The 25417-nt window shown below is 58.3% G+C and carries 17 protein-coding genes; 4 read left to right on the top strand and 13 right to left on the bottom strand.

What is annotated here, in order from left to right; genetic code table 11:
- The 8 genes from HRF49_03765 to mnmG form a co-directional block, all read right to left on the bottom strand.
- The coding region (locus HRF49_03765; GenBank protein MEP0813768.1) for a hypothetical protein at positions 1 to 378 on the bottom strand (378 nt) is incomplete at its 3' end.
- 451 nt (positions 379 to 829) lie between these two features.
- Entirely contained in the window at positions 830 to 1927 is a 1098-nt protein-coding gene (gene hisC, locus HRF49_03760; GenBank protein MEP0813767.1) for a histidinol-phosphate transaminase, read from the bottom strand.
- Positions 1928 to 2038: 111 nt separating this feature from the next.
- A complete protein-coding gene (locus HRF49_03755) occupies positions 2039 to 2437 on the bottom strand; it encodes a hypothetical protein (protein MEP0813766.1) in 399 nt (132 codons plus the stop codon).
- A 127-nt stretch (positions 2438 to 2564) separates the two neighbouring features.
- On the bottom strand, positions 2565 to 3875 hold the full coding sequence (locus HRF49_03750) for a YARHG domain-containing protein (protein ID MEP0813765.1): 1311 nt from the start codon (positions 3873 to 3875) through the stop codon (positions 2565 to 2567).
- Positions 3876 to 3955: 80 nt separating this feature from the next.
- Positions 3956 to 4864: a hypothetical protein gene (locus tag HRF49_03745; GenBank protein MEP0813764.1), complete on the bottom strand. Its 909-nt coding sequence runs from the start codon at positions 4862 to 4864 to the stop codon at positions 3956 to 3958.
- A 71-nt stretch (positions 4865 to 4935) separates the two neighbouring features.
- On the bottom strand, positions 4936 to 8565 hold the full coding sequence (gene nifJ, locus HRF49_03740; GenBank protein MEP0813763.1) for a pyruvate:ferredoxin (flavodoxin) oxidoreductase: 3630 nt from the start codon (positions 8563 to 8565) through the stop codon (positions 4936 to 4938).
- Between the two features lie 362 nt (positions 8566 to 8927).
- The gene (locus tag HRF49_03735; GenBank protein MEP0813762.1) at positions 8928 to 9080 is read right to left on the bottom strand and encodes a hypothetical protein; all 153 of its coding nucleotides are present in this window, start codon (positions 9078 to 9080) and stop codon (positions 8928 to 8930) included.
- Positions 9081 to 9561: 481 nt separating this feature from the next.
- Entirely contained in the window at positions 9562 to 11475 is a 1914-nt protein-coding gene (gene mnmG / locus HRF49_03730) for a tRNA uridine-5-carboxymethylaminomethyl(34) synthesis enzyme MnmG (protein MEP0813761.1), read from the bottom strand.
- A gap of 213 nt (positions 11476 to 11688) precedes the next feature.
- Here mnmG and HRF49_03725 point away from each other — a divergent pair, with 213 nt between their 5' ends.
- Positions 11689 to 12351, top strand: a complete 663-nt coding sequence (locus tag HRF49_03725) for a thermonuclease family protein (GenBank protein ID MEP0813760.1) — start codon at positions 11689 to 11691, stop codon at positions 12349 to 12351.
- A 3-nt stretch (positions 12352 to 12354) separates the two neighbouring features.
- On the opposite strand, the gene HRF49_03720 is transcribed toward HRF49_03725, so the two are convergent.
- The 5 genes from HRF49_03720 to HRF49_03700 form a co-directional block, all read right to left on the bottom strand.
- Entirely contained in the window at positions 12355 to 12942 is a 588-nt protein-coding gene (locus HRF49_03720; GenBank protein MEP0813759.1) for a GNAT family N-acetyltransferase, read from the bottom strand.
- Positions 12943 to 12961: 19 nt separating this feature from the next.
- Positions 12962 to 13639, bottom strand: a complete 678-nt coding sequence (locus tag HRF49_03715) for a hypothetical protein (protein MEP0813758.1) — start codon at positions 13637 to 13639, stop codon at positions 12962 to 12964.
- 47 nt (positions 13640 to 13686) lie between these two features.
- Positions 13687 to 14448 carry an LmeA family phospholipid-binding protein gene (locus tag HRF49_03710; protein ID MEP0813757.1) on the bottom strand — a complete coding sequence of 254 codons (762 nt, stop codon included), beginning with the start codon at positions 14446 to 14448 and terminating at the stop codon, positions 13687 to 13689.
- Positions 14448 to 15128, bottom strand: a complete 681-nt coding sequence (locus tag HRF49_03705; GenBank protein ID MEP0813756.1) for a hypothetical protein — start codon at positions 15126 to 15128, stop codon at positions 14448 to 14450. The genes HRF49_03710 and HRF49_03705 overlap by 1 nt, the downstream gene beginning before the upstream one ends.
- 71 nt (positions 15129 to 15199) lie before the next feature.
- Positions 15200 to 16306: a proline dehydrogenase family protein gene (locus tag HRF49_03700; protein ID MEP0813755.1), complete on the bottom strand. Its 1107-nt coding sequence runs from the start codon at positions 16304 to 16306 to the stop codon at positions 15200 to 15202.
- Positions 16307 to 16729: 423 nt separating this feature from the next.
- On the opposite strand from HRF49_03700, the gene HRF49_03695 reads away from it, so the two are divergent.
- The 3 genes from HRF49_03695 (at position 16730) to HRF49_03685 (ending at position 25209) form a co-directional block, all read left to right on the top strand.
- Positions 16730 to 19441, top strand: a complete 2712-nt coding sequence (locus tag HRF49_03695) for a PKD domain-containing protein (GenBank protein ID MEP0813754.1) — start codon at positions 16730 to 16732, stop codon at positions 19439 to 19441.
- Positions 19438 to 22248 (top strand): aryl-sulfate sulfotransferase, encoded by a 2811-nt coding sequence (locus tag HRF49_03690; GenBank protein ID MEP0813753.1) that lies wholly within the window; start codon positions 19438 to 19440, stop codon positions 22246 to 22248. The genes HRF49_03695 and HRF49_03690 overlap by 4 nt, the downstream gene beginning before the upstream one ends.
- 150 nt (positions 22249 to 22398) lie before the next feature.
- Positions 22399 to 25209 carry a PKD domain-containing protein gene (locus HRF49_03685; GenBank protein ID MEP0813752.1) on the top strand — a complete coding sequence of 937 codons (2811 nt, stop codon included), beginning with the start codon at positions 22399 to 22401 and terminating at the stop codon, positions 25207 to 25209.
- Positions 25210 to 25417: the final 208 nt, after the last annotated feature.

Raw genomic sequence — 25417 nt, 5'->3', positions numbered from 1 at the left:
AAACGTCTTGGGGAAAATTCCCGGCTCGCCGAATGGAACGTCCGCTCCCACGCGGTAAAACTCGCCGTCGATCACCTGCGAAGTGAAAAACCGGTAGCCAGCTACTTGCGACATATAGCCAAGCGCGATGGGGGTGACATCCCCGATGGCTATTTCCCCCGACGCGTCGCCGTCTATCCACTTCTCCAGCGGATCGTCGCCGAGTCCGTCATTCGCATTCGCGAGATAATGCAAGGCTATCGGCGTAACGTCGGATACTCCCACTTCGCCGGATACATCGTAATCGCCCGTGTTGCGATAACTCCACGAAAGCGTTTTCGTTGCTGGATCGTACGCTAGGTCGGTTACCTTTCCGGCATCCTCGGAAGGAAGTACCAATGCAGCACGATTAGCGGTGCCGAGTTCCGAGAGCCTTTCCTGCAGAACCTGCGATAGATGTAGGATAAGTTCATGGTTAAAGGCACTTGGTATTGAATCCACGGCCTTTGCGGAGTGAACGGTGCACCCGAATAGCGCTGCCATAGCGTTAAGGAGCAAGTAAGTCGCGGAGGCAAAGCGAGTTTGATTTAGTGCGCGCAGAAATTTGCTAAGCTTCGCCTCTTGGAAACCTGATAACAATTCAATTACCCGCATTATCACAATTGATTTCACCCCGAGAAGAATACTCAGACTGCTTTGCCGGCTAACCAACCGTGCCCATGCGCAAAGTACTAGGGAGCTGGCTGCCGACTTGCATGGCATGATACCCTCAATAAGTTTCAATATTCTATAGATTCATGTTGAGATATGTTAAAAGTTGTAAAATCCGCGCTGCATCTTGTTGCTTGATTCAAAATCCCCTCACGCTTCCTATATTCCTCACCAGAGTTTCGATGAATCTTTCGGCCTGTTCCTCGGTCGGCGGGAAGCTTGCGCGAAAATAAGTTGGCAGGCCGAATCCCGCCATCGGGCGCAGGTATACGCCGTCCTCGTTCATCAGCTCGTTGAGTTTTTTTCCGTCCACGCCGCTGTCCAATAGAAAAAAGTTCGCCTGGGAGGGGGGGTGGAATATTCCGGCTTCCGTCAGCTTCGCGTCGATGTATTTCCGCATCCGCTTTACGTTTTCGGTTGTCGTTTTGTAGAATTCCTCGTCGCCGAGCGCCGCGAGAAGCGCCGCGCCGGCGAGCCTGTTCAAATTGAACGGGCCTTTCACGCGCCACAGCACCTGCATCATGCCCTCATGCCCGATTCCGACTCCGGCCCGCAGCCCCGCGAGCGCGTACACCTTCGCGAACGTGCGCGCTACGACGACGTTCGGGAATTCGCGCCATATAAGCGTCGCCTCCGGATAGTCGGGCGCGTCGGTGAAATCGTAATACGCCTCGTCAAGCAAAACTAAAACACGGGGGGGGAGCTTGGACAGGAAATCCCGAAGTTCCCGCTCGCTCACGTACGTCCCGCAAGGATTGTTGGGATTGTCAATGCAGATCAATTTCGTGCGGTCGGTGACCTCCGAGAGAATTTTTCCCAAATCCGCTTTGAAATTCAAATCAACCGGGACGCGGATGCGCGTCGCGCCCTGTGCCTGCGCGTAAATGTCGAATATCGAGAATCCGGGCCAGGCCATTATCATCTCGTCGCCGGGGAGAAGGAACGCCTCGGCGAGATAGTAAATAATCTGGACGGCGCCGTTGCCCATGATTAAGTTATCCGGCGAGCAGCCGTATTTATCCGCAAGCGCCGTGCGCACGCGCAGCGCGTCGTCATCGGGATAATAGTGGACGTAATCCAGCTCGGCGATAATCGCGTCGCGGATTTGCTGCGAGATTCCCAGCAGGTTCTCGTTCGACGCGAGTTTGAGGACGTCCCCCCTGCCCTCGAACAGCTTGCCGGGCTGATACGGCCGGATTTCCCTTATCTGCGGCTTGGCGAGCTTGAAGAAGTCCACGGACGCCTCCGTTGCGCGGGATTGGAGAGGCGATTATACAATTTATATTTTGGGAGTGCGGGAGCTTGCTCCCGCCCCAAGCACCGGCAAGCCGGTGCACTCCTATAGACACTACGCTCCCATCTCCATCCGGTCGTGCGGCGTGACGAGGAAATCGAAGTTCGGATGCACGACCCACTTTTCGTAGAACTCGTGACAGGGCATATTGAACAGGTCGTACTTGATTTTGCTGATGGCGGCCTCGGCTTTTTCGGAGTCCGTGCCCTGGTAAATGAGCGTGTCGGGCTTGAGCCCGGTGAGATCTTTGAGGATTATCGTGTGGTTTTTGAGGGGCAATATCTTTTCTCGCTCGGTTTCCGGCGGCTTATCCTTGACGCGAAGCTCGGCCGACCACCGGTAAGACGCGGCCAAACGCACGTCCGTTCCCTCGCGCACCAGGTAGCCGAACTGGATCCGCGAGAGCGTGCCGTTCAGGTAAAGATACAAGTATTTGAAAAACCGGAGCAACATTCGCGCCACCTCCCCACGCGGGGATTATACCGTGAATTGGTTGCTTTCCAGTAATCCATGCTTGTTTTGGATTGCCGCGGCCTGCCGCTGCACGGGCTTAGGCATGCTCCGGCACTCCCGAACCTAGCTATTTGGGATGCCTGCGGCGGTTTTCCTCGGCTTTGATCAGGGCGATGTTCTTCTTTTCTATTTCCGATAGCCTTTCGTCGTCGTCGCGCGGCGAGCGGTATGACGGGTCGGGGGTGTACCATGTCTTGTCCTCGAAGCAGCTTTGCAGCCACTCGTCCGCGAATTTCCGTCCGTGGCGCGCGTATATTTCATTGCGCCCGTACCGCAGAAGCGAGAGCGGCATCGCTGCAAGCGTTTCCGCGGGAATCAATTCGGTCGCGCTGTCCGGGAATACCTGTTCGAGCGCGTAATACTCGACCATCGACGCGCCGAACCGCACGACCGGAGAATCGGATGACGACGGCTCCCAGTTTGTCTTTACGCCGCGCAGCGTGCGCGAATCCACGCGCTCCAGCCATCCGGTCGTGATTTCCCAGTCCGGATAATATTCCTCCCACGACGTCGGCTGGCCTTCTTCGTCGGTCGGCGGATACGCCGCCTCCATCTCGTTCCCCCACAGCAGCCGGTTGATCGCCGCCCACTCGTCGCCGGGCTCGCCTGTTAGCCATTCGAAATTGACTTCGGGATCCAGCGTCGCGGTGACGACAAGCTCGCCTATGGTTCCCTTCCAGCTTTTGCCCGTAATCAATGTGTATTCGAAAGTGCTGGTGATGTGCGGCGCCCATCCGATGCTCGAGCCGCGGTACGCTTTGAAGGTGTGGTGAACTTTGTGCGTCTCGCCAGGCGCCCAGGAAAGCACGAAGCTTTTCCAAACTACTTCCAGATCCTTTTCGAGTCCCAGCGCAAGGTGCAGGAATTGCGGCCCCAGGTTGAACGGAAATTCGCCCTGGGGAGGTTCTTCGTTCCAATACGCGTTCAAAAGGCCGGAAAGCACATCGCGCTCGTAAGGCAAAGTCTGCGTTCTGTCGGTTGTCTCCACTTTTTTGCCGTCAACGGTGCAAGTGAAATCTTCTATCCATCCCGTATATCCGCCGTACCAGTTTACGAACCAGTCGTCCGGAGTGAGTTCTTCCATTTCGCTCTTGGGAGCGTTTCTCCAAACCGTCGCGCGCTCGTCCGGGAATCCGATCGCAATGGTTACAGGCTCCGGCGATTCGTTCTTGAGGAAAAACGTCACGTCCACGTACGCGTAATAATCGTCAGCGAACCGGATGTTCAAAATTTCCTTTTCCAGTCGCACCGTATCCACTTCGCCCTGCACCGGCGCTATCGCGAGACCGTCAACGCTGGCCGCGCTGTCGTTCGGCCATGCCGGCGTAACGGGCAAAATGAAAAAGATTGCCAAAACGGCGGAAATTAATTTTGTCATGGCTGTGCTCCCCGCGGTTGCGGTCTGCGCTTGCGCGCCCTCCGATTATAACCGCGCTCGGATGCGCCTTGCGCATTCCGCTATTGCCCGCGCCGCGGCCCGCGCGCGCGAACGTGCCGCGCGTGCCTGGCGCGGGGAGTTCCTGCAGGCGGATCGCGCCGCTGCGGGGGCGCGGGAGCCGCGTCAATCACGCGCTCGCTTGCGGCGGCTTCGCTGTCTCCCGCAATCTCCGCGTCGGTGAATTCGTCCCATCCGACGCGGCGGCTCGAGCCTTCCGCCGGATCGGAAAGTATCACGGATCTGCTGAAAATATCCCAGTCCTCCAGCCTGTATTCGCGGCCGCGGAACTCTACCTTGCCTCCCAGCTTCGGCAGCTTCGCGGCAAATTCCGCGTAATTGTCGTGCTCGAACGCGAAGCAGCACCGCGCCTTGCCGCAGCATCCGGCCATTTTCATCGGATTGTACGCGATCCTCTGGTCGCGGCATACGCGCGCCGCGACCTTCATTCCGAACAACCCTTTCATCTTCCTGCAGCATACTTCGAGTCCGCAGATTCCAAAAGACGGCAGGAATTTGTATTGGTCTTCCAGATTGAGCTGGTGCAGCTCGACCCGGCGGGAGTATTTCTTGACAAGGCGCTTGACCAGTTCACGGAAATCAACCCGCCCCTCGGCGATAAAGTAAAACGTGATTTTGTCGAACGCGAGGCTGTTGTCTATACCCGCAAGCTTCATTGAAAGCCCGCATTCCGCGGCAAGGGATTTGAATGTGTCGACATCCTCCTGCACCGGAGCGGATGCGTCTATTGCAAGCAAATCATCTTCGTCCGCCTTGCGCAGGATGCACTCGTTGATTTCCTGGCCGACGTCTTCCTCCGCGCCGGATACGCGTCCCCAGTCCGGGCCGTATGCGCGCTCGACCACCACGACGGCGTCGTTTTCAAGTTCGACGTCCGCCGGCGCAAGGAAAACCGATTCTCGGCCCAGCATGCCGATCCGGACCCGGACCAGCCTCCGGCCCGCGCTAGTCATCTATAAATGCGGCGTCAAACGCGCCCCGCTCAAGCGGTGACCGCCGTTTCCCGCTTGAAATCCTTGTAGTCCATTTCGGCAAGGTGCTTGTAATACAGGAAGTGGCGGCGCACCTCTGTTTCCGCGATGCCGAGCAGCGCTTCGCCCTCCTGCGGAAACTCGCGCAGGAGCCTGCGGAAACGGTTCTCCATCATCGCGTATTCCTTGAACGAGTACTTGGGCTCTTTGAAATCGAGCTGGAGCGGATTCTTGCCTTCGTCTATCAGCCGCGGGTCATAGCGGTAAATCGGCCAGTAGCCGCTTTCGACCGCCATCTTGCCGTGCACCGTGCCGTCCTTCAGGTCGAGACCGTGCTCCATGCACGCCGCGTACGCGATAACTAGCGATGTGCCGGGGTATTCCTCCGCTTCCATCAGCGCCTTCACCACCTGGCCCGGCCGCGCGCCGTAGGAAACGCTCGTCACGTATACCGTGCGATAGCTCATCGCCAAAAGGCCGAGGTCTTTTTTCGCGACGCGCTTGCCGCTTGAGGCAAACTTGGCAACCGCGGCCAGCGGAGTGGCCTTGCTGCGCTGGCCTCCCGTGTTGGAATAAACCTCGGTGTCTAGAACGAGAACGTTCACGTCCTCGCCGCTCGTCAGCATGTGGTCGAGTCCGCCGTAGCCGATGTCGTATGCCCATCCGTCGCCTCCCACGATCCAGATCGACTTCTTGACGAAATAGGGGAGAAGCGCCTTGAGCTCCATCAGATCCGCGTCCAGCTTCCCGTCGCGCTTTTCGAGCAAGACCGCCAGCTCTTCTATTAAATCCTGGTTTTCGCGGATCGCGTCAGCGCTTTTGTACTGCTCCGCTATCGTGGCAAGCTTCGCGATGAGATCCTTTATTTCGCCCGGAGCCGCGCTGTCGGCAAGAATCTTGTCGCGCAGCATGAACGCCTTTTCGTGCAGCTTGTTGACGGAGAGCCGCATTCCCATTCCGAATTCGGCGTTGTCTTCGAAAAGCGAGCTCGACCATGCCGGACCCCATCCGCGATCGTCCTTGCAGTAGGGCGATGTGGGCGCGGTCCCGCCGAAAATGGAGCTGCACCCGGTCGCGTTGGCCTGCATCATCCTGTCGCCGAAAAGCTGGGTTACGAGCTTTATGTACGGAGTTTCGCCGCAGCCCGCGCACGCGCCCGAAAACTCGAACAGGGGACGGCGGAACATAACGCCCTTGACGTTGGACTTGATAAGCCGCTCCGGAGTGTCGGGCAGCCGCTCGAATTCCGCAAGCGACGCGCGCAGGTCGTCCGCGATTTCGCTCTTGAGAACCATCATCAAGGCGCGCCTGCCGGTTTCCTGCCCGCCGATCTTTTCGATGCCGGGGCACACAACCACGCAGGCCTCGCAGCCTGTGCAGTCATCCGGATAAACCTGGATGCGATAGCGGTCATCCGGTTCGGCCAGCTTGTCCACGTATTGGATCGTCTGATAGACATTGGGATCGGCTTCGATCTCCGCTTCCTTGGAAACCTTCGGCCGGATGGCCGCATGCGGGCAGACGAACGCGCACAGGTTGCACTGTGTGCACAGGTCGGCGTGCCATTCGGGCAGGTGCGTCGCAATCGAGCGCTTTTCGAACTGCGCGGTCGCGGTGGGGAAGAAGCCGTCCACTGCGAGCTTGGATACGGGAACTTCATCTCCTTCCATCCGCGCGATCGGAACGACGACTTCCTCGTAGAACTCCCTTTCTTCATCGGTCATGTTCATCATCAGGCTGAAGGGCTTGCCCGATTTGGTTATCTTTTCGGGAATCGGCACCTCGCGCACTTCCGTGAGTCCTTTGCGGAACGCGGCGATGTTTTGATCAACCACTTTTTGGCCTTTCGATGAGAAGCTCTTCTTGATCGCGCCCTCGATCGCCTTGACGTATTTGGATTCGGGAAGAACGCCGGAAACCTTGAAGAACGCCGCCTGCATCGTCGTATTTATTCTTCCGGGCAAGCCGAGCTCTTTCGCGATGTCGTACGCGTTTATGCAGTAGACCTTGAGCTTTCTTTCGAGAATGATTTCCTGCTCCTGCCGCGGCAGCGCGTCGAAAAGCTCCTCCGGTTTATGAAAGGTGTTGAAAAGAACCGTCCCGCCTTCCTTTATCCCCTTAAGCGTGTTGATTCTGCCCCAAAAGGACTCGCTGTGGACCGCGACGAAATCCGGGCGCTGAATCAGGTAAGTGCTTTTGATCGGTTTGTCGGAAAAACGAAGGTGGCTGCATGTCACGCCCCCCGCCTTTTTCGAGTCGTACACGAAGAAGCCCTGCACGTACTTTTTCGAGTTGTCGCCCACGACGGTGATGTTGTTTTTGCTTGCGCCAACCGTGCCGTCCGCGCCGAGACCCCAGAATTTCGCGCGAAAAGTCGAAGGATGCTCTGTGTCGAGGTCTTCCGGAATTTCCAGCGAGAGGTGCGTCACATCGTCCTTGATTCCCACAGTGAATCCGTGGAACGGGTTGGAGCCGCGCGCGTGCTCGAAAACAGCGTTGACCATTGACGGCGTGAATTCCTTGCTGGAAAGCCCGTAGCGTCCCCCTATCACGAGCGGGCGCTTGCGGAGCTTGCCGCCGGCGACGGCCGCGTCAACGGCGTTCACGACATCCAGATAAAGCGGCTCGCCGGCCGCGCCGGGTTCTTTGGTGCGGTCAAGCGCGACGACATGCTTCACGCTGGACGGCAGCGCGTCGATGAAATGCCGTATGGAAAACGGGCGGTACAGCCGGACTTTGATCAAGCCGTACTTTGTTTTGCGCTCCTTGTTAAGCCAGTTGATCGCTTCTTCGCACGTCTCCGCTCCGGAGCCCATTATCACTATAACGGTCTCCGCGCGCTTGTGACCCACGTAGTCGAACAAATGATACTGCCGCCCGGTGAGCCGCGCAAATTTGTCGTAGGCTTCCTGTACCAGGTCGGGGCATGCGTCGTAGTACCTGTTGACGGTTTCGCGCGCTTGGAAATAAATGTCCGGATTCTGGGCGGTGCCGCGCATTGTCGGGTTTTCCGGGCGCAGCGCGCGGTCCCGCACCGCGATTATGTCTTCTTCGTCCAGCATTTCGCGCATCGTATCGAAGGATACGTTGTCTATTTTCTGCACTTCGTGGCTCGTGCGGAATCCGTCGAAGAAGTGCAGCATCGGGACGCGGCTTTTAAGCGTCGCCCGCTGCGCGCAAAGCGCGTTGTCCATCACTTCCTGCGCGTTGCCGGATGCTATCAATCCGAAGCCGGTCATGCGCGTCGCGTAAACATCCTGGTGGTCGCCGAAGATCGAGAGCGCCTGCGCCGAAATTGCCCTCGCCGAAACGTGAAAAACGGTGGGAGACAGCTCGCCCGCGATTTTGTACATGTTCGGGATCATCAAAAGCAGGCCCTGCGACGCGGTGAACGTGGTCGCAAGCGAGCCGCCGGTCAGCGCGCCGTGGATCGCGCCCGCGGCGCCGCCCTCGCTCTGCATCTCGACGACGGTCGGGACTTGCCCCCAAATGTTTTTCTTTCCGTGAGCCGAGTATTCGTCGGCCACCTCTCCCATCACCGAAGACGGAGTGATTGGATATATCGCAATCACCTCGTTCGTCGCATGCGCCACGTAAGCCGCGGCGTAATTGCCGTCGAGAGTGACTTTTCCGAGATTCATGGTTCCACCTCTTAACCGAGATCGGGACGCAATCCGGACGCGGCGCGAACTGTGCCGCGTACCATCTTTCGCCGGGTGCCTAGGTGCAAATGCAAGGTGCGCTTCCCGCGCGCATCGTTATCCAATCGCGCTTTGGCATCGCCGCCGGTCCAAAGCCGATTATATAGTCGGGGCGGAAGCGGAGGCAAACATATAAGGCCGGAACGGGGATTTGTAAGTGAATCGCGTCACATCCCTAACATCGTGCGGACGGCGCTTACCCGGACGGGCACTTATCCCGAATCCGGGCGACAAAAAAGGGCTCCGGCCCAGAGCCGAAAGCCCTTTCACCAGACAACAAGGTCCGGTAAGACCAAAACCTGCTACTTCTTCTTGGTTGCGGTCTTCTTCGGTGCTGCCTTCTTCGCAGGCGCAGCCTTCTTCGCGGGCGCAGCCTTCTTCGCGGGCGCGGCCTTCTTCGCAGCAGCCTTGGCAGCAGGCTTTGCAGCCTTGCTTGTCACCTTCTTTGCAGCCACAACACACCTCCGGTAAGAGAGATAATTAAGTTTATTGTCAACACTTCGAGTTGTCAAATTAAGACCGCGCCAAAACGCTACGATAGCAAAAAAATTCCAGAGTGCAAGAATCGGCTTGAAGCCTTATCCAGAGCCTGTATTGCGACAATGCGCGGCCGGAATTCAATACTGATGCGGCCTGATAATGCCTTGCGCGAGGGGGGGAGGGTTTAATAAAAGTCAACATGCAGTTAGACAAGGAAAAGCGCCAGGCGATGTTAACAACTCGTCATGTTGATAACTTGTGGAAAAGCCGCGAAATCGGCCAAAATCAGCAATACATCAGTATAGTGCATTTTCGGGGCTTCATGAGGCGCATGAGAATTCTCCATATTCGCAAAGGTTGAGAGCTATTAAAATGCATTAATGATTTGATTACGCTTGTGAAATATTTGGAATTGGGAAATTGCCGCGCGAAATTGACTGGCTGGTTTCGTGAGCCTCAAGCGTTCGCGGCTGCGGCCCGAAGTCCGATCAGAAGCACCTGGGCGTCCGCGGGGGAAACGCCGCTCACCCTGATTGCTTGGCCGAATGTCCGCGGCCGAACTTTGTCCAGTTTTTCGCGGGCTTCCTTGGACATATTTGTAAGCGAAGCAAAATCGAATTGACGCGGAACGGCAAGCGATTCGCTGCGCCGGTAGCGCTCGACTTCTTCGAGCTGCCGGGCGATATATCCTTCATATTTGATTTCCACCTCGGCCTGCTCAATCGCTTCGGGCGAGAAGCGCGCCAGCGCGCCCCAGCCGTTTGCAAGGGCTGATGGATCGAGCGATTGTTTCACGTGAAACATTTTTGCAATCGACATTTCCGGCACCTTCAAAGCTTCGAATGCCGATTTTGCGCCCTTGTTGCCCGCTCCAAGCGCCTGGACCTCTTCCGGGCGCAGAATTAGGCTTTTCAGCAAGGCCGAAAGCTCGTCAATTTCGTTTTTGAGCGCCGAAATCAAGGCGAGCTTTCGCTCCGAAACGCAGCCCGCTCTAAATCCAAGTTCGGCCAGTCGCAGCGCCGCGTTGTCGTGGCGGCAAAGAAGGCGGTATTCGCATCGGGCCGTAAACATTCTGTACGGATCGTTTACGCCTTTGGTGACGAGATCGTCAATCAGAACGCCGATATACCCGCGATCGCGGCCCAAAACAAATTCGCCAAGGCCGGCTGAAGCCAGACCGGCATTGATTCCCGCGACAATGCCCTGCGCCGCCGCCTCCTCGTAGCCGCTGGTTCCGTTGATTTGTCCGGCGAAGTAAAGTCCCCTGCACCGCTTGGTTTCCAGTGTCGGATGCAATAACATCGGATCCTGGTAATCGTATTCGACCGCATAGCCGGGCCGGTTGATCCGGGCGTTTTCCATCCCCGCAATGGTCCGTACGAATCGTTCCTGGACATCACGGGGAAGCGAAGTTGACAGCCCTTGCAGATAGACCTGCTCGGTATCCCAGCCTTCCGGCTCGACAAACACCGGATGGCCGATGTTTTCGGGAAACCGGACGACTTTGTCCTCGATGCTGGGGCAGTAGCGCGGGCCGACGCCCGTAATGTCGCCGCTGAAAAGCGCCGCGCGGTGGCGGTTGCGCCCTATGTATTCGATTGTTTCCGCGTTCGTGCGCGTCAGCCAGCAGGCGAGAGTCGGGAGATCCGCCATGTGGTGGAAGCTTGAAAAACCTTTTTCGAAATACTCGGTAGGTTGAACTTCTAGCGCCGTGTAATCCAGCGATGCGCCGTCGACGCGCGGCGAAGTTCCCGTTTTTAGCCTTCCAAGGTTGAATCCTAACGCTCGGAGAGAATCGGAAAGCTCCCGGCTTGCAGGTTCGCCCCACCTGCCGCCGATAATCCGCTCTTCTCCGATAAAAAGCATCCCGCCGAGAAAAGTTCCCGGGCAAATGACGACGCGGCGCGCCCAGAATTCTCGGCCTTCAACCGTCCGGACGCCTTCGATTTGCATCTCATAGCCGCTTCCGGGAGCCGTTTCGCGTACGATCGGCTCTCCGACCGTGCCTTCAATGACTTCCAGATTTCGTTCGCGGCCTAGCGCGGCCTTTATTTCGGCGGCGTAGCGAGGCCTGTCCGCCTGCGCGCGGAGCGTCCAGACCGCCGGGCCTTTGCTTGTGTTGAGACGCCGGATGTTGAGAAAGCTTTTGTCTATCGCTTCCCCCATCACGCCGCCCAGAGCGTCGATTTCTCTGACCAAATGTCCTTTCGCCGGCCCGCCGATCGAGGGATTGCAGCTCATACGGCCGATCGCGTCCAAGCTCATCGTGATCAGCGCGGTTTTCCTCCCCATGCGCGCGCATGCCAGCGCGGCTTCCACGCCCGCATGCCCGCCGCCGACCACAATCACATCGAATTTTCCGGATTCCATTGGCCGCGGGATTATACCAGCGGTTTGGCGACGAGAGCTGAAATTCTGCAGCCGTTTAAGGCGTCATTCACGACGACAAAATTGCCGGCTCGACAATTTTTTCCAAATTTTCGTTCGATATTCGACAAAAGCACTTGAATACGGGTATCATTTAGTGTGCCCAGGCAGTCGGGTATCGTCAGGAGAAGCGCAAGGCGCGCCGCGAGGCGCGCGTTGAGACGCGGCTGCGCATCCGCGCCCGCGGCGATGCTCGTTGTCGCCTTCGTGCTTGCGTCGATCCTTGCGCGGCCGCAGGCGGACGGAACCAGTGCTCCCGATAGCGGACAAAGCGCGCCGGCGCAGAATGCGTCGGAAGGCGCGCGCGGCGAATCGAACTACTCCGGCCGCGCGGATATCCGCGTCGATCCGCCGTCGGTGCGCACCGCGGCGGACATCCCGCGCCCGCGGTGGAGCGCGGACGAGCCGGTGTACCGCGTGTCCAAAGTCGTGGACGGGGACACGCTGCGGCTCTCGGACGGCGAAAAGGTGAGGCTGATCGGCGTGGACACGCCGGAAACCGTGCATCCGCAAAAGCCCGTGGAGTATTTCGGGCGCGAGGCGTCCGCGTTCACGAAGCGGGAGATGGACGGCCGCCAAGTGCGGATGACGTTCGGCTACGAGAGGCGCGACCGCTACGGCCGCACCCTCGGGTACGTATGGCGTTATCCGGACGACTTCTTCATCAACGCGGAAATTATCTCGCAGGGGTACGGCTTCGCGTACACGAAGTATCCGTTTGAATACATGGAGGAGTTCCGCGCGCTGGAACGCGCCGCGCGCGAGGAGGGCAGGGGGCTCTGGGCGGACGAGGAAAAAATCGGCGAGCCGGCGCGGTGAACGTCACTCGATTCCGTACCGCTTTCGCTGCCGCGCGCGCCACTCCTTCCATCGCTCGTTCCATTCGTCCCTTAGAACTCCCATCATCACCTCGTCGTGGTAGCGCCCGTCCTTGAAAACGTGGCCGCGCAGCCGACCTTCCTCTGTGAATCCCAGCTTTTTGTAGCACGCGATCCCGCGCTCGTTGAACGCGTAAACGCGCAAAAATATCCGGTTCAGGTTCAATGTATTGAAGCCGTGGTCGATAATAAGTCTTCCGGCCGAAGTGCCGATTCCCCTTCCCCAGAATTCGCGCTCGCCTATGAAGATCCCGTACTCGGCATGCGAGTTGCGCCGCGAGATGTTGTGCAGTCCGATGTTGCCGACGTATTTCCCCCCCTCCCGCTCGACTATCCCCATCACGATCTGGCTCTGGTCGTTTCTCACGCGTTCGAGCCATTGCATTTCCTGGTCGGTGGTAAGGTTGCCCGGAATCATCAGGAAGTGGATGACCGCCGGATCGTTTACCCACTTAACCATATCCGGCACGTGCTCCGCGGTCAGCGGCACGAGCGCCGCAACGTCGTCGTAGAGAAAATTGGTGTTTTCCATTTTAATCGCCGGGCCGGCATCAGCCCAGCCCTCTTCCCAGACGCTTGCCGAATTCGTGCAGCTTCGCGCTTTCGGCTTCGAGCTTTGCCAACAGCTCGTCGTTTTCCGCATTCTCGCCGCCCAGCCGCGTCGAGATGATCAAGGCGAGCGACGATAAATCTTTCGCCTTGTCCGCAACCGCCGAGATCATCGGCACCAGCATCTGCAGCATCGCGCGCTGGTCTTCGATTGCGGCGAGCCTGTCGAGCGCCTGCGAGAGATCGCGGCGCAGCCGGGACAGCTCGTCCTGAGTCGCGAAAAGCTCCTTGTGAACCCCGGCCTCGCTTACAAAGCTCCGCTCTGGCGCTGGATAGTCCGCGCCGACCGTGTCCACGTCGCGTTCGAGCAACAGCAGCAGCCTGCCGTCCGCGCCAAGAGCCACGCCCGAAACGTTGCGCGGCTGGGGAAACGGCGGCAGGAACGTAAGCGCAACCGGCTCCATTCCTCCCTGCGATGCAAGTTCCGAAAGTCTCGCCGCCGTCTTGGTTCCTCCGGCGAGCAGCTCCCGCAGGTTTCTGCCGACTGGCGTGTGGAGCGGCTCGCCTATCCCGCGGAAGTATCCCCGGCTCGCGGACCGCACCGCGAGCGATCCGTCGGTCTCGATAAGGAACGCCGCGCGCGAGAGGGAGAGGAAAGAGGAAAGAAAGTCAGAATCCAATCCGGCGGGCACGCGTCGATTATATACCGTAAACGTACTGCGATTTTCTATTTGCTGTTGGAAGATTCCGCTTCCGCCTCTTCCGCGTGCGCCTCGATGTGGATTCCGCTGTTTGTGATCGAAATGTCGTTTATGTCCAGCTTCACCTTGTAGTCGCCCAGGTCGATCCGCGGGCTGATTTTGGATATGCCGTCCTTCAGCCGGTCGAGCCCCACTTTCAGGTCGCCCACCTGGATTTCCGGAATCTCGAAAAATATCAGGCTTCCCCCGCGCACCGACAGCTTCGCCTTCGCGCTGAACGGGAACTCCTTGTTCAGCCAGGATATCTTCCACTTTCCTTCGAGACCGACTTCGGAGTCCTTGGGCGACAGCGTCAGTTTGAAATCGCTCACGCCGATCTTTGACGCGGATTCCTTCCATACGGACGCCAGCGTGTCCGCGGGCACGTCGAACGAAAGTTCGCCCTCTCCCAGCGTATCTATCACCGGGTCGCCCATGAACGCGGTCTTGATCAGGTCGAACTTGAGACCCTCCGCGTCGAACTTGAGGTTCTTGACGACGTAATCGTTCACCCGCGCCTCGGGCGCGTCCACGACGACCTTTTCGATACGGCCCTGCGACATCGCGATTATTCCGGTGTCCTGTATCTCGACGGTCGCCGACGGGCCGAGCATAAGCTTTTTTCTAAGCCCGTCTTCTATTTTTCCGGAAAGCTGCGGTACGAGCCAGAAATAAAGTATCGCCGCGATAATCGCGAGGATGATGATTATCGTTCCGATGCATCCCGCGAGTTTGTTTAGGCAGCCCATCAGCTTACCTGCACCGACCAGGTTACAAGATCCGTGCCCGGCGGCAGGTTTGTGCTGTCGTCGAGCTGTTCGATCAAAAGCTCGCTCTCGTTCAACCGCTCGTTCACAGCAATATTCACGATGACCGGGTCGTCGAGCCAGTCGTACACGATGCCGCGGTCGTCCGAGTTCGTCTCGCGGTCAATTCCGCGGTCCGCGGTCATTATGTCCAGCACGAACCGCGTCGGCACCGAATTGTCGGGCGCGGTAAGTTCCAGCGGATCGAGCGCTATCTGAATCCCGGTCGAAGACGCGCTGGCGCTTAAGTAGAAAAATTGCTGGTTGAACTGGAGCGGAATTTCGTCCATCCAGTAGCGCGGATCGCCCGGCCTGCGCCAGAGCGTTTCCCAAGCCGCCGGCCCGCCCTCGATTCCATAGTGGTGGTAGACGATGTAAAAGTCCCAGTTCTCGCCGCGGTCGGTGCCGCTGATTACGTGCTGCGGGCGGTTGGTGTCGTTGACGCCGGTGGTCGTAGTGAAATTGAGGACGATGAAGTAATAAACTTCCGGTCTTAACGAATCGAACGTGGCATTAATGTTAATCCTCTCAACGCCCTGGACGGTGCCTTTGAGCGCGTCCTTGGCGCACGAGGACGCGGCCAGAATCCCCGCCGCGGCAAAGAAAAGAACAGCTCTCGACAACAGATTCACGCTTGCGCCACCGGATTGATTTTACCACCGAGTCGGACGGACGAAACGCTGCGGCGTGCGAATCACTTCTGGTACACCTTTTTATATATCCCCGAAAGCAGGCTGCGGATGACGGTCGCCGTCAGGTTGTTCGCCCGCGTCGCGCGCCGGAACGAGTAGGGCAGGCTGTCCTCGCCGTACGGCGTATACACCGCCAGCTGGATGTCGCGTTCCATAAGCTCGGTTTGCAGCTCCGGGCGAACTCCGCGGAGCATCTGCACCTCGAAGAACGCGTGCGGCCGCGCGGCATTCAGCTTGATTCCCAGGTCGGTGTAAACGTCGTCGTGGCTCGCGACGGCCGCCCAAACGTCCTGCGGCGCCTCGCTTATCAAATACTCGATAAGCTCGCCGAAATTGCGGTTCACGTCCGGCTTTTGCGTGAAGCTCACTTCCGGCGGCTCCTTGTAAATCCCCTTGCAGAGCCGGATTTTCGCGGGATTCGGATACTCGCCGCGGTCGAGCGTGCAAAGCGTGCGCAGGTCGGCCATCGTCCGCTTCAGATTCGCCTGGAGGACGATTCCGACGTTCGACATCGTCCGCAGCCATTCGCGGTAGGTGACGACGGTGAAGTCGGTGTATCCCGTGTGCTCCATGTCGATCCACGCGAAAATTCCGCGCTTCGCCGCGGCTTCGACAATCGCGGTCATGTTGCGCTCCGCGGTCGAGGGGCCGTTTTCCGGCAGGTCGAATCCCATCTGGCTCGGCTTGAGGCTGATGCTGGCGCGAACGCGGCTGTCCGAGATTCGCCCTATCGCGCGCATGTATTCGTTGACCGTCCGAAGCACTTTCCAGTCCTGGGTGTAATGCTCGCCGAGGAAGTTGATTATCGCGGTCGCCTTCGGGTGCCGCGCGTTGAGTTTTTTCGTTTCTTTAATGGCGTCGTCGATCTTTTCGCCCGCTACCCAGATTTTGAACGCGGGGAGAAAGAGCTTGTTTAAAACGCGGATCGTCGTCTGGTATGTGCGCGCGGACGCGCCGGGCGCGGTCGGAATCACGTGAGGATGGGGAAACGTGTCGTTTTTCGGCGGCGCGGCCTGGGAGCTTGAAACGGATTGCTGCCCGCGCGACGGGTTGGCTTCGTCGCGCGCTGCATTTTCGGTTCCCGGCTGTTCGCTGGCGGATGCGCTCATATCTGCCACGGCAGATCCGTTCCCGGAATGGGCCGGCGGCGATTATAACACCGCTCCCGGAGTTATATGAATGAACGGCTTGAGCTTGAGAATTTTGGCTTTTGTCACTCCGCGACTCGCAGCGCGCGATTCCGTGGGGCAGGTCCGAAGGTCGAGCGGCCAGAAAAAGCAACGGAAAACAAACGATTCGTTCAGGCTTGCCAACAGGCGGAGATATCGCCGCTTCCGAGCACAAGAATTTTCGGAAATACCGCGCGAAATGTGGCGAATCCTCAAATCGGGCGATAACATATAAGCGGTTTCATATATAATTTTCGTTGGGAAACCAGAGGAGTCATTGTTATGGCTTGCCTCCGATTCATGGCGGCTTGCGCGCTTATCGCGTGCGCGTCTTTTTTACTGGGGTGCGGGGGAAGAGGCCGATTGGGCCGTGATTCCGCATTGCCTGATGTTGCCAAATCTCTGCTTGAATCGGCCAGGATTGAGGTGGCCGGGTATGCGGTGCCCGCCGGTGTGGACGACGGGTTGTTTTCTATGCTTGCCGGGCGGCTTCTATCCGAGTTGGAGGCGTTTGAGGTTGGACGCTCCAAATCACAAGCGGTGATCGCATCGCCGCCCCTTATGCTTCAAGTTTCTGACAACGGGGACGGTACGGCGGACTTTTCCTGGCGCTACCACCATCCGGGGGATTACAACCTGGACGGAGAAGTGGGAGTGGCCGATATCACGCCGATTGCGCTGAACTACCTGCAGTCGGTTACGGATGGGAACCGGGACAACGTGCAGCGGTTCATAGACGGCGACCTTTCGGGCGAGATCGGCGTTAGCGATGTGACTCCCATCGCCATCAACTTTCAGTCGAATTACCGGGTGATTTGCGGGATTTTCCGGTCGGCGCCCGCGTCGAACTGGACTTCGGACGAATGGCGTGCCAATGCGGTGTTCAGCGCGGTTGCGGCGCTGACTCCCGCGGATCCGGAGGCTGCTGCACTGGAAGTCAACCGGAGCGAATCGGCGACGGACTACGGATTCGCTGCGCTTGCGGTGGACATGAATGTGGCAGGGCTGACCTCAGGGACGTATTACTTCGGAGTGCGGGATGCGGGGAATCCGCCAAGGTTTGCTTCGGCGGACGTGTTCAGCCTTTCGGGGCGGGATATTCCGGAAATCGCGTCCGTTAATCCATCGGGCGGGATTCCCGGAACGAACTTGGAGTTTTATGCCGACGTGTCGGCCGGAACGCCGCCGTTCACGTACGAGTGGGACTTCGGCGGGGGAGCCGCGCCGAACGCATCCAGCGAGGAGCTGCCGCTCGTGACGCTTTCGCAAACGACGGGAAGCTACAACGCGAGCGTTACGGTCACGAATGCGTACGGGAGCGACACGTACGAGTGGGTGCTGGGTGTGGGAAACGCGCCTTCGATCGAATCCGTAACGCCGCTTACCGGCAGGCCGGGAGCGATTGCGGAGTTCTCCGCCGTCGTCGCAGGGGAGCCGCCGCTCGCATACGAATGGCGGTTCGGCGATGCCGCCGGCCCGGCCGTATCCAATGAAGAAAGCCCCTCGGTTACGCTCACGGATTCGAAAGGCGAATATCCGGCGAGCCTGACGGTGACGAATGAATACGGAGTAGACACTTTCGACTTTTCGATTTACGTGGGCTATCCACCGGAGATAACCGGAGTAACTCCGGACATAGGGATGGCGACGCGCAATGGGACGTTCGAGGCGGAGGTATCCGGCGATGCGCCGCTGACATACGACTGGGATTTCGGGGGCGGGGCGCAGCCGGATGCAAGCGCGGAAGAAAGCCCGCCGGTGACATTCGGCCCGCATCCGGGCGTATACAACGCGAGCCTGACGGTTTCCAATCCCGCCGGAAGCGACACGCTCGAATTCGAATTCGAAGTCATTCCGCTATCAGGCGACGGGTACACGCTGATTGCGCCGGTCAAAGTGAACGATACTTTTCTGATCGATATGGACGGAAATGTCGCAAATTCATGGACAAGCGATTATCCCGCTTCCTTCAGCGCGCTTCTTTCGCCGGACGGATATTTGTACCGGCAGTGCCAGCTAGAGCAATCCCAGTTCGGAGCCGGGGGAGCGGGGAGGATTGAGAAGCGCGATTGGGACGGAAACCTCGTATGGTCATGCGAAGTGCAAGGGCCGAAGCACATTTCCCACCATGATTTCACGCTGATGCCGAACGGCAATCTTCTGGTGATAGTCTGGAACGTATACTCCCCGGAAGAGGTGATCGCGGCCGGAAGGAATCCCGAAGGGGTTTCCGGCGGCGGAATGTGGCTGGATTCGATCAAGGAGATTCAGCCCGTCGGCACTGACGATGCCAACGTCGTTTGGGAATGGAAGGTGTTCGACCACCTGGTTCAGAATTTCGATCCCGCGAAACCGAATTACGGCAATCCGGACGACCATCCGGAGCTTGTGGACTTCAATTACGACTTGAACGCCCAGCTGGAACTCACGCATTTCAACTCGGTCAGCTACAACGAGCGGCTCGACCAAATTCTAATCAGCGTCCACGCGTACTGCGAAATATGGATAATCGATCACTCCACTACGACCGAAGAAGCGGCCGGTCATTCTGGAGGAAGATACGGCAGGGGCGGCGACCTGCTGTACCGATGGGGAAATCCGGCTGCGTACGGCGCGGACGATGTTGCCAGCCAGTATCTTTTCTGGCAGCATGACGCGCAGTGGGTGGCCTACGATTTGGAAGGGGGCGGCAACATCACGGTTTTCAACAACCAGCCGGGGTTGATAGACGGAATGCCTTATTCAAGCGCCATTGAAATGACTCCCGCCACCGTTTCGGAAGGCGTTTACAATTTCGCCGGCGGGGTGTTCGGTCCGCCTGCACCGGAATGGGAGTTCATTCCCGACCCGCCCATGCTTCTTTTCAGCCAGCTTTTGTCCAGCGTTCAGCGGCTGCCCGGAGGAAATACGATGATATGCAGCGCGTTTCCCCGCAAGATTGTCGAAGTCACCAAGTCGGGGACCATAGTCTGGAATTACGATGTCAACGTTCCCGAAGGAGTGGTGTCCCAGGTTTTCAGGGCGACGCGTTATACGCCGGATTATCCGGGACTCGCGCGTCTGAGACAGCAATGATGGCCGGAGTCAGAATCGCGGTTATTGTTTTGCTTTTGTCGCTTGCGGCGGCGGCGGATTTCGGCTGCTCGCGCGCCCTGGGCGGCCGGAGCCCGCGCGTGGATTCCGCGATTTCGCCCCGCGTCTCCCCGATGGACGCGGCGATCGCCGATATAGATTCTTACAATCTTCCCGCAGGCGTTGACCGGCATCTCTTCGAAATGCTCGCGCGCAAGCTCGTCCTGGAGCTGGCCGCGAACGAGGAAGGCAGATCACTGTCGCAGGCGAAGATTGCCAGTCCGCCGCTTCAGCTTCTGGTGGAGGATAAGGGGGAGGGGACCGCGGAATTTTCCTGGCGGTATCACCTGCCCGGAGATTACAACCTGGACGGGGAAGTAAGCGTTGCGGACATCACGCCGATCGCGCTGAATTATCTCGAATCCGTTACTGACGGAAACCGGGACAACGTCCAGCGGTTCATTGACGGCGATCTATCCGGCGAAATTGGTGTCAGCGACGTGACTCCCATTGCTCTCAACTATCAGGCGAAGTATGAAATCTACGCGGGAATTTACACAAGCGCTCCCGCGGCGAACGCTTCGTTGGAAGAGTGGGAGAGCGGCTCGTTGTCGGGCACGTACGCCTCGATGATACAGCCGCAGTCGGGCTGGCAGGAAGTTAACGTCAACCGCGAAGCGTCGGACACCGGATACGGCCGCGCGAGTATTGCATTCGACATCGACGCGGCCGGGCTTTCGACGGGAGAATATTACTTTGCGGTGCGGGATGCCGCACAGCCGCCGCGATTTGCTTCCTCGGATGTGTTCAGCCTTTCGGGGCGCGATTTGCCGAAGATAGCATCCGTGTCGCCGCGCGGGGGTTTGCCGGGATCCCAGGTGCAATTTTACGCGGATCTGGAATCCGGTACTGGTCCTTTCAGCTATTTTTGGGGTTTTGGCGGAGGGGCGGTTCCGAACACTTCAATGGACGAGCTGCCGCTGGTGGCCCTGACCACCGAGACCGGAGTTTACCCTGCGTTTGTGGTGGTTTCCAACGCGTTCGGAAGCGATACTTATCAGTGGGAACTTCGGGTCGGGGAAGCGCCTTCGATTATTTCAATTTCGCCCAAATCCGGAAAGCCCGGAAGCACAGCCGCGTTCGAGGCGGAGGTGACGGGCGAGGCGCCCTTCCTGTTCGACTGGCGGTTTGGGACTTTGTCGGAACCGCAGCAATCCGGTGAACCAAGCCCTGCCGTGACGCTGACCACTGTGAAAGGCGAATATGAAGCCAGCTTGACGGTTTCGAACGAATACGGCTCCGATTCGATTGAATTTTCGGTGTTTATCGGCGATCCGCCGGAAATCGAAAGTGTTGCTCCCGATATCGGGATGGCCACGATGCCGGGGAAGTTCGCGGCGGAGGTTTCGGGCGACCAGCCGCTTGCTTTCCACTGGGACTTCGGCGGGGGAGCGTCCCCGAATGAAAGCCAGGATTCAAGCCCCGTGGTCGATTTCGGGCCGAATCCGGGCAATTACTCCGCGAGTCTCACGGTGTCAAATCCGGCGGGAAGCGACAGGTACGACTTCACGCTGGAAGTTATCCCGCTTTCGGGCGACGGTTACACGCTTTATGCGCCATTGATTGGAGACAAAACATACTTGGTGGATATGGAAGGAGAGGTGGTGCATTACTGGACGAGCCAGTATATCCCCGCTTTCAGCTGCGAGTTGACGGAGGGCGGCGAGCTGCTGCGGATTTGCAACACCGAGGAGCACCCGTTCGGAATGGTCAACGGCGGCAGGCTGGAAAAGTTCGATTGGGACGGCAACCTGTTGTGGAGCCACGAGATTTCCACGACCGAGGAATTGATCCACCATGACGTAAAGCAAATGCCCAACGGCAACGTACTCGTAATTGTCTGGAGCGCTTATACGGCGGAGGAAGCAACCGAAGCCGGGCGGAATCCGGCCAACATTTCCGAGTTGGGCATGTGGTTCGATTCGATTCGGGAAATTCAGCCGGTAGGGGCGAACGGCGGAATAGTGGTATGGGAGTGGAATTCCCTTGACCACCTGATCCAGGATTTCGATCCTTCCAAAAACAACTACGGAGATCCAGGGGCGCACCCGGAGTTGATCGATATAAACTACGATCCCAACGCGACGCTGGAGCTGACGCATATCAACTCGGTCGAATACGATGAAGACCTCGACCAAATCCTGATCAGCGTACACGCGTTCAACGAAATCTGGGTCATAGACCATTCGACGACGACTGAAGAGGCTGCGGGACATACGGGCGGACGGTACGGGCGCGGCGGCGACATCCTTTACCGATGGGGCAATCCGGCCGCATACCGCGCAGGCTCGGATTCGGACAGGATGTTTTACTATCAGCACAACGCCAACTGGATAAAGGAGGGATATCCCGGAGAAGGAAACATACTTGTTTTCAACAACCAGGTGGGCATTACGGATTTGCAGAATCCGCCCTATTCCACGGTTGTCGAATTCAGCCCGCCCATAAATCCGGACGGAAGCTATCCACTGGGCGGTTCCAGATTCGGCCCCTCCGGCGTGGTTTGGGAGTACGAGGCGCAGCCGCGTGAATCAATGTTCAGCCTGCTTTTGTCGAGCGCATACAGGCTGCCCGGCGGGAACACGCTGATTTGCTGCGCGGAGCAGGCCTGGATTTTCGAGGTGGATCCTTCCGGGCAGATCGTTTGGGAGTATTTCAACCGGTTTCCCGACGGATTGCCGGCGCACGTTTTCCGTGCAAGGCGTTACACGCCGGATTACCCCGGACTGGAGCGGTTGAGGCGGCAATGAAATTAACCGTCGTACATTCGGGGGAATCATCGGAACGGGCCGGATCCGGCCTTGCTTCCGTGCGGATGCGCGGCGTTGAAATTTCATTCCGGTTTCGATACAATATTATTCCATCATTTTTAATCGTCGTTTGATTTTTGGAGTTGTGCCATGATCCGCTTTAATTCTTCAATAATTTTGTCTGTTTTGATTGTTCTTCTCGCCGCCGTTTCGCTCTCCGCATGCTCCCGCAATTTCCGCGGCGGCGCGAGCGGAGGCGGGGGGCTGACGCCGCAGGCCGAGGTTTCGCTTTCCGACGCCGTGCTTCACGACCTTTCGGCTTACGAGCCGCCGGACGGCGTCGACCCGAAGGTCTTCAAGCTGCTGGCGGACAAGCTGGTGGAGGAAATACGAGCGAGGGAAGAGGGCCGTCTGCCGTCGCAGGCCGCCCCCGCAAGCCCGCCCCTTTTCCTGGTCTTCACCGATTTGGGAGACGGAATTGGAAACTTCGCGTGGAAATACTACCACCAAGGCGACTACAACCTTGACGGGGAAGTGTCGGTTGCCGACATCACTCCAATTGCGCTCAACTACCTTCAGTCAGTTTCCGACGGCAATGCGGACAACGTCCAGCGGTTCATTGACGGAGATCTGTCCGGCGAAATCGGAGTGAGCGACATCACCCCGATCGCCCTTAATTACCTTGCTTCATATCACGTTGTTGCCGCAATTTTCGAGGAATTGCCCAGCTCGGCGTGGACGCTTTCGAACTGGCAGGAAAAAGCCGCGGCAATCGTTACCGCCGCGTTGATATCGGATTCTCCCGGGACTGTGAAGCCCGCCGTCAACCTGGATCCCGCCAATCCGAAATACGGCTGGTTGAGCCTTGATTTCGATATCGACGCAGCGGCGCTGACATCCGGCGATTACTATTTCGGAGTCCGGGATTTAAGCGACCCGTGCAAATTCGTGTCTTTCGACAAGTTCAGCCTGACCGGGAGGGACGATCCGGAAATCGCGGCCGTGAGCCCGACCAGCGGCTCGCCGGGCTTGCAGGTTCAATTCTACGCCGATCTGCTTTCGGGCGCCGAGCCGCTCAGTTACAGTTGGAATTTCGGCGGCGGCGCAAATCCCGATCATTCAGAAGAGCAAAGCCCGATAGTGACGCTCGCGGCGGCCAAGGGCGCATATCAAGCTAGCGTGACGATTTCCAACGCCTACGGGAGCGACACATTCGAATGGGAACTTACGGTCGGCGAAGTTCCGGTTATCAATTCTGTCTCTCCGATAGGCGGAACGCCGGGCCAGCCGGTGACGTTTTCGGCGGAAGTCGCGGGAGAGCAGCCGTTCACGTACTCGTGGGATTTCGGAGGCGGGGCGACCCCGGCTCTTTCGGATGCTCAAAGCCCCACGGTCAGCCTTGCCGACGCAAAAGGAAGCTACTTTGCGAGCCTGACGGTGACCAACGTGTACGGAAGCGACACATATGAATGGATTCTGGGCGTGGGCGATCCTCCGGTGGTCACAGGCGTAAGCCCTCTAATCGGGATGTCGGGGCTACCCGGCGCGCTTTCGGCGGACGTTTCCGGCGACCCTCCTTTTGCGTTCTCCTGGAATTTCGGGGGGGGGGCGGTTCCAAATTCCAGCGCCGATGAAAACCCGCAAGTGACTTTCGGCGATTTGCCCGGCGATTACGCTGCGAACCTGACCGTTTCCAACAACATCGGCAGCTTCAGTTACGATTTCACGCTGAAAGTGATTCCGCTCGGAAGCGAAGGATTCACGCTGTTTTCGCCGATGAACGACAATAAAACGTACCTTATAGACATGGACGGGAACGTTGTCCACGATTGGACGGCGGACTACTATCCGGGAGCCGCGGTGGAGCTGTCCGCGGACGGATACATGTACCGGCTATGCAACATAAACAATCCAACTTTCAACGGGGGGGGGAGCGCCGGCAGGATCGAAAAGCGCGACTGGGACGGAAATCTGGTATGGTACTACGAGCTTAGCAGCTCGACCCAGTGCTGCCATCACGACTTCGAGCTGATGCCCAACGGCAACATTCTGTTGATCGTATGGAACCTGTACACGCGCGACGAGGCGATAGAACATGGCAGAAATCCTTCATATACCAGCATGCGCGGATTCTGGGCGGACTCGATCGCCGAGATCGAGCCCGTCGGAACCTCCGGCGGCGAGATCGTCTGGGAATGGTACGTGTGGGATCATCTGATCCAGGACTACGACGACACCAAGAACAACTTCGGAGATCCCGCCGAACATCCGGAGCTGATTGACATAAATCTAAGCCCCGGCTCGCCGCTTGACTGGACTCACGTGAATGCGGTGGCGTACAACGAGGACTTGGACCAAATCGTGATCAGCCCGCATTCGATCAGCGAAATCTGGGTCATAGACCATTCGACCACTACCGAAGAAGCGGCCGGCCACACCGGCGGGCGGTACGGCAGGGGCGGCGACCTGATTTACCGCTGGGGAAACCCGGCATCCTACAAAAAGGGCGCCGCAGAAGATCACAAGCTTTTTTATCAGCACGATCCCTACTGGATTCCCGACGGCCTGGAAGGCGAAGGCGACATTCTGATTCTGAACAATCAGCCGGGTTCGTTCGACGGCCAACCTTACTCTTCCGTTGTACAAATAACGACGCCGCTTAATCCGGACGGCAGTTACTACATGACCGACGGATTCTACGGACCGAGCGAGCCAACCTGGGAGTTCATCTCCGATCCGCCCAATCTTTTTTACAGCCAGCTGATGTCCAGCGCGCAGAGACTGCCGGGAGGCAACACTCTTGTGACCAGTTCACTGCAGAGGTGGCTGTTCGAAGCTACGATGGACGGCGAAATCGTCTGGGAATACGACAACCAGTTCCCGTCGGGCAGCCCGGGATTCATCTTCAAGGCGTTCAGGTACACGCCGGACTTTCCGGGCCTTGCCCGGCTGGAGCAGTGACCGACGGCTAAGGCCGGGTGTGCGGCGGTGCCGCGGCTTGGGCGGATTTCGGGCGGGCCGCGCGCGGGGCGGCCGAGTCCATGCGGGGCTCATTGGGAACTTGAATATTTTTTTGGGGTTTTGAGGTATAAACATCCCATGCATCCGGGCGCGGCGGGGTATTCGTCCGGATGGAGAAAGTCCGCGTGCGGCGTTCCTGCAGCCGCGC

The sequence above is a fragment of the bacterium genome (assembly GCA_039961635.1).
Classification (GTDB): Bacteria; 4484-113; 4484-113; order JAGGVC01; family JAGGVC01; genus JABRWB01.
This window is presented reverse-complemented; position numbering and strand designations above follow the sequence as displayed.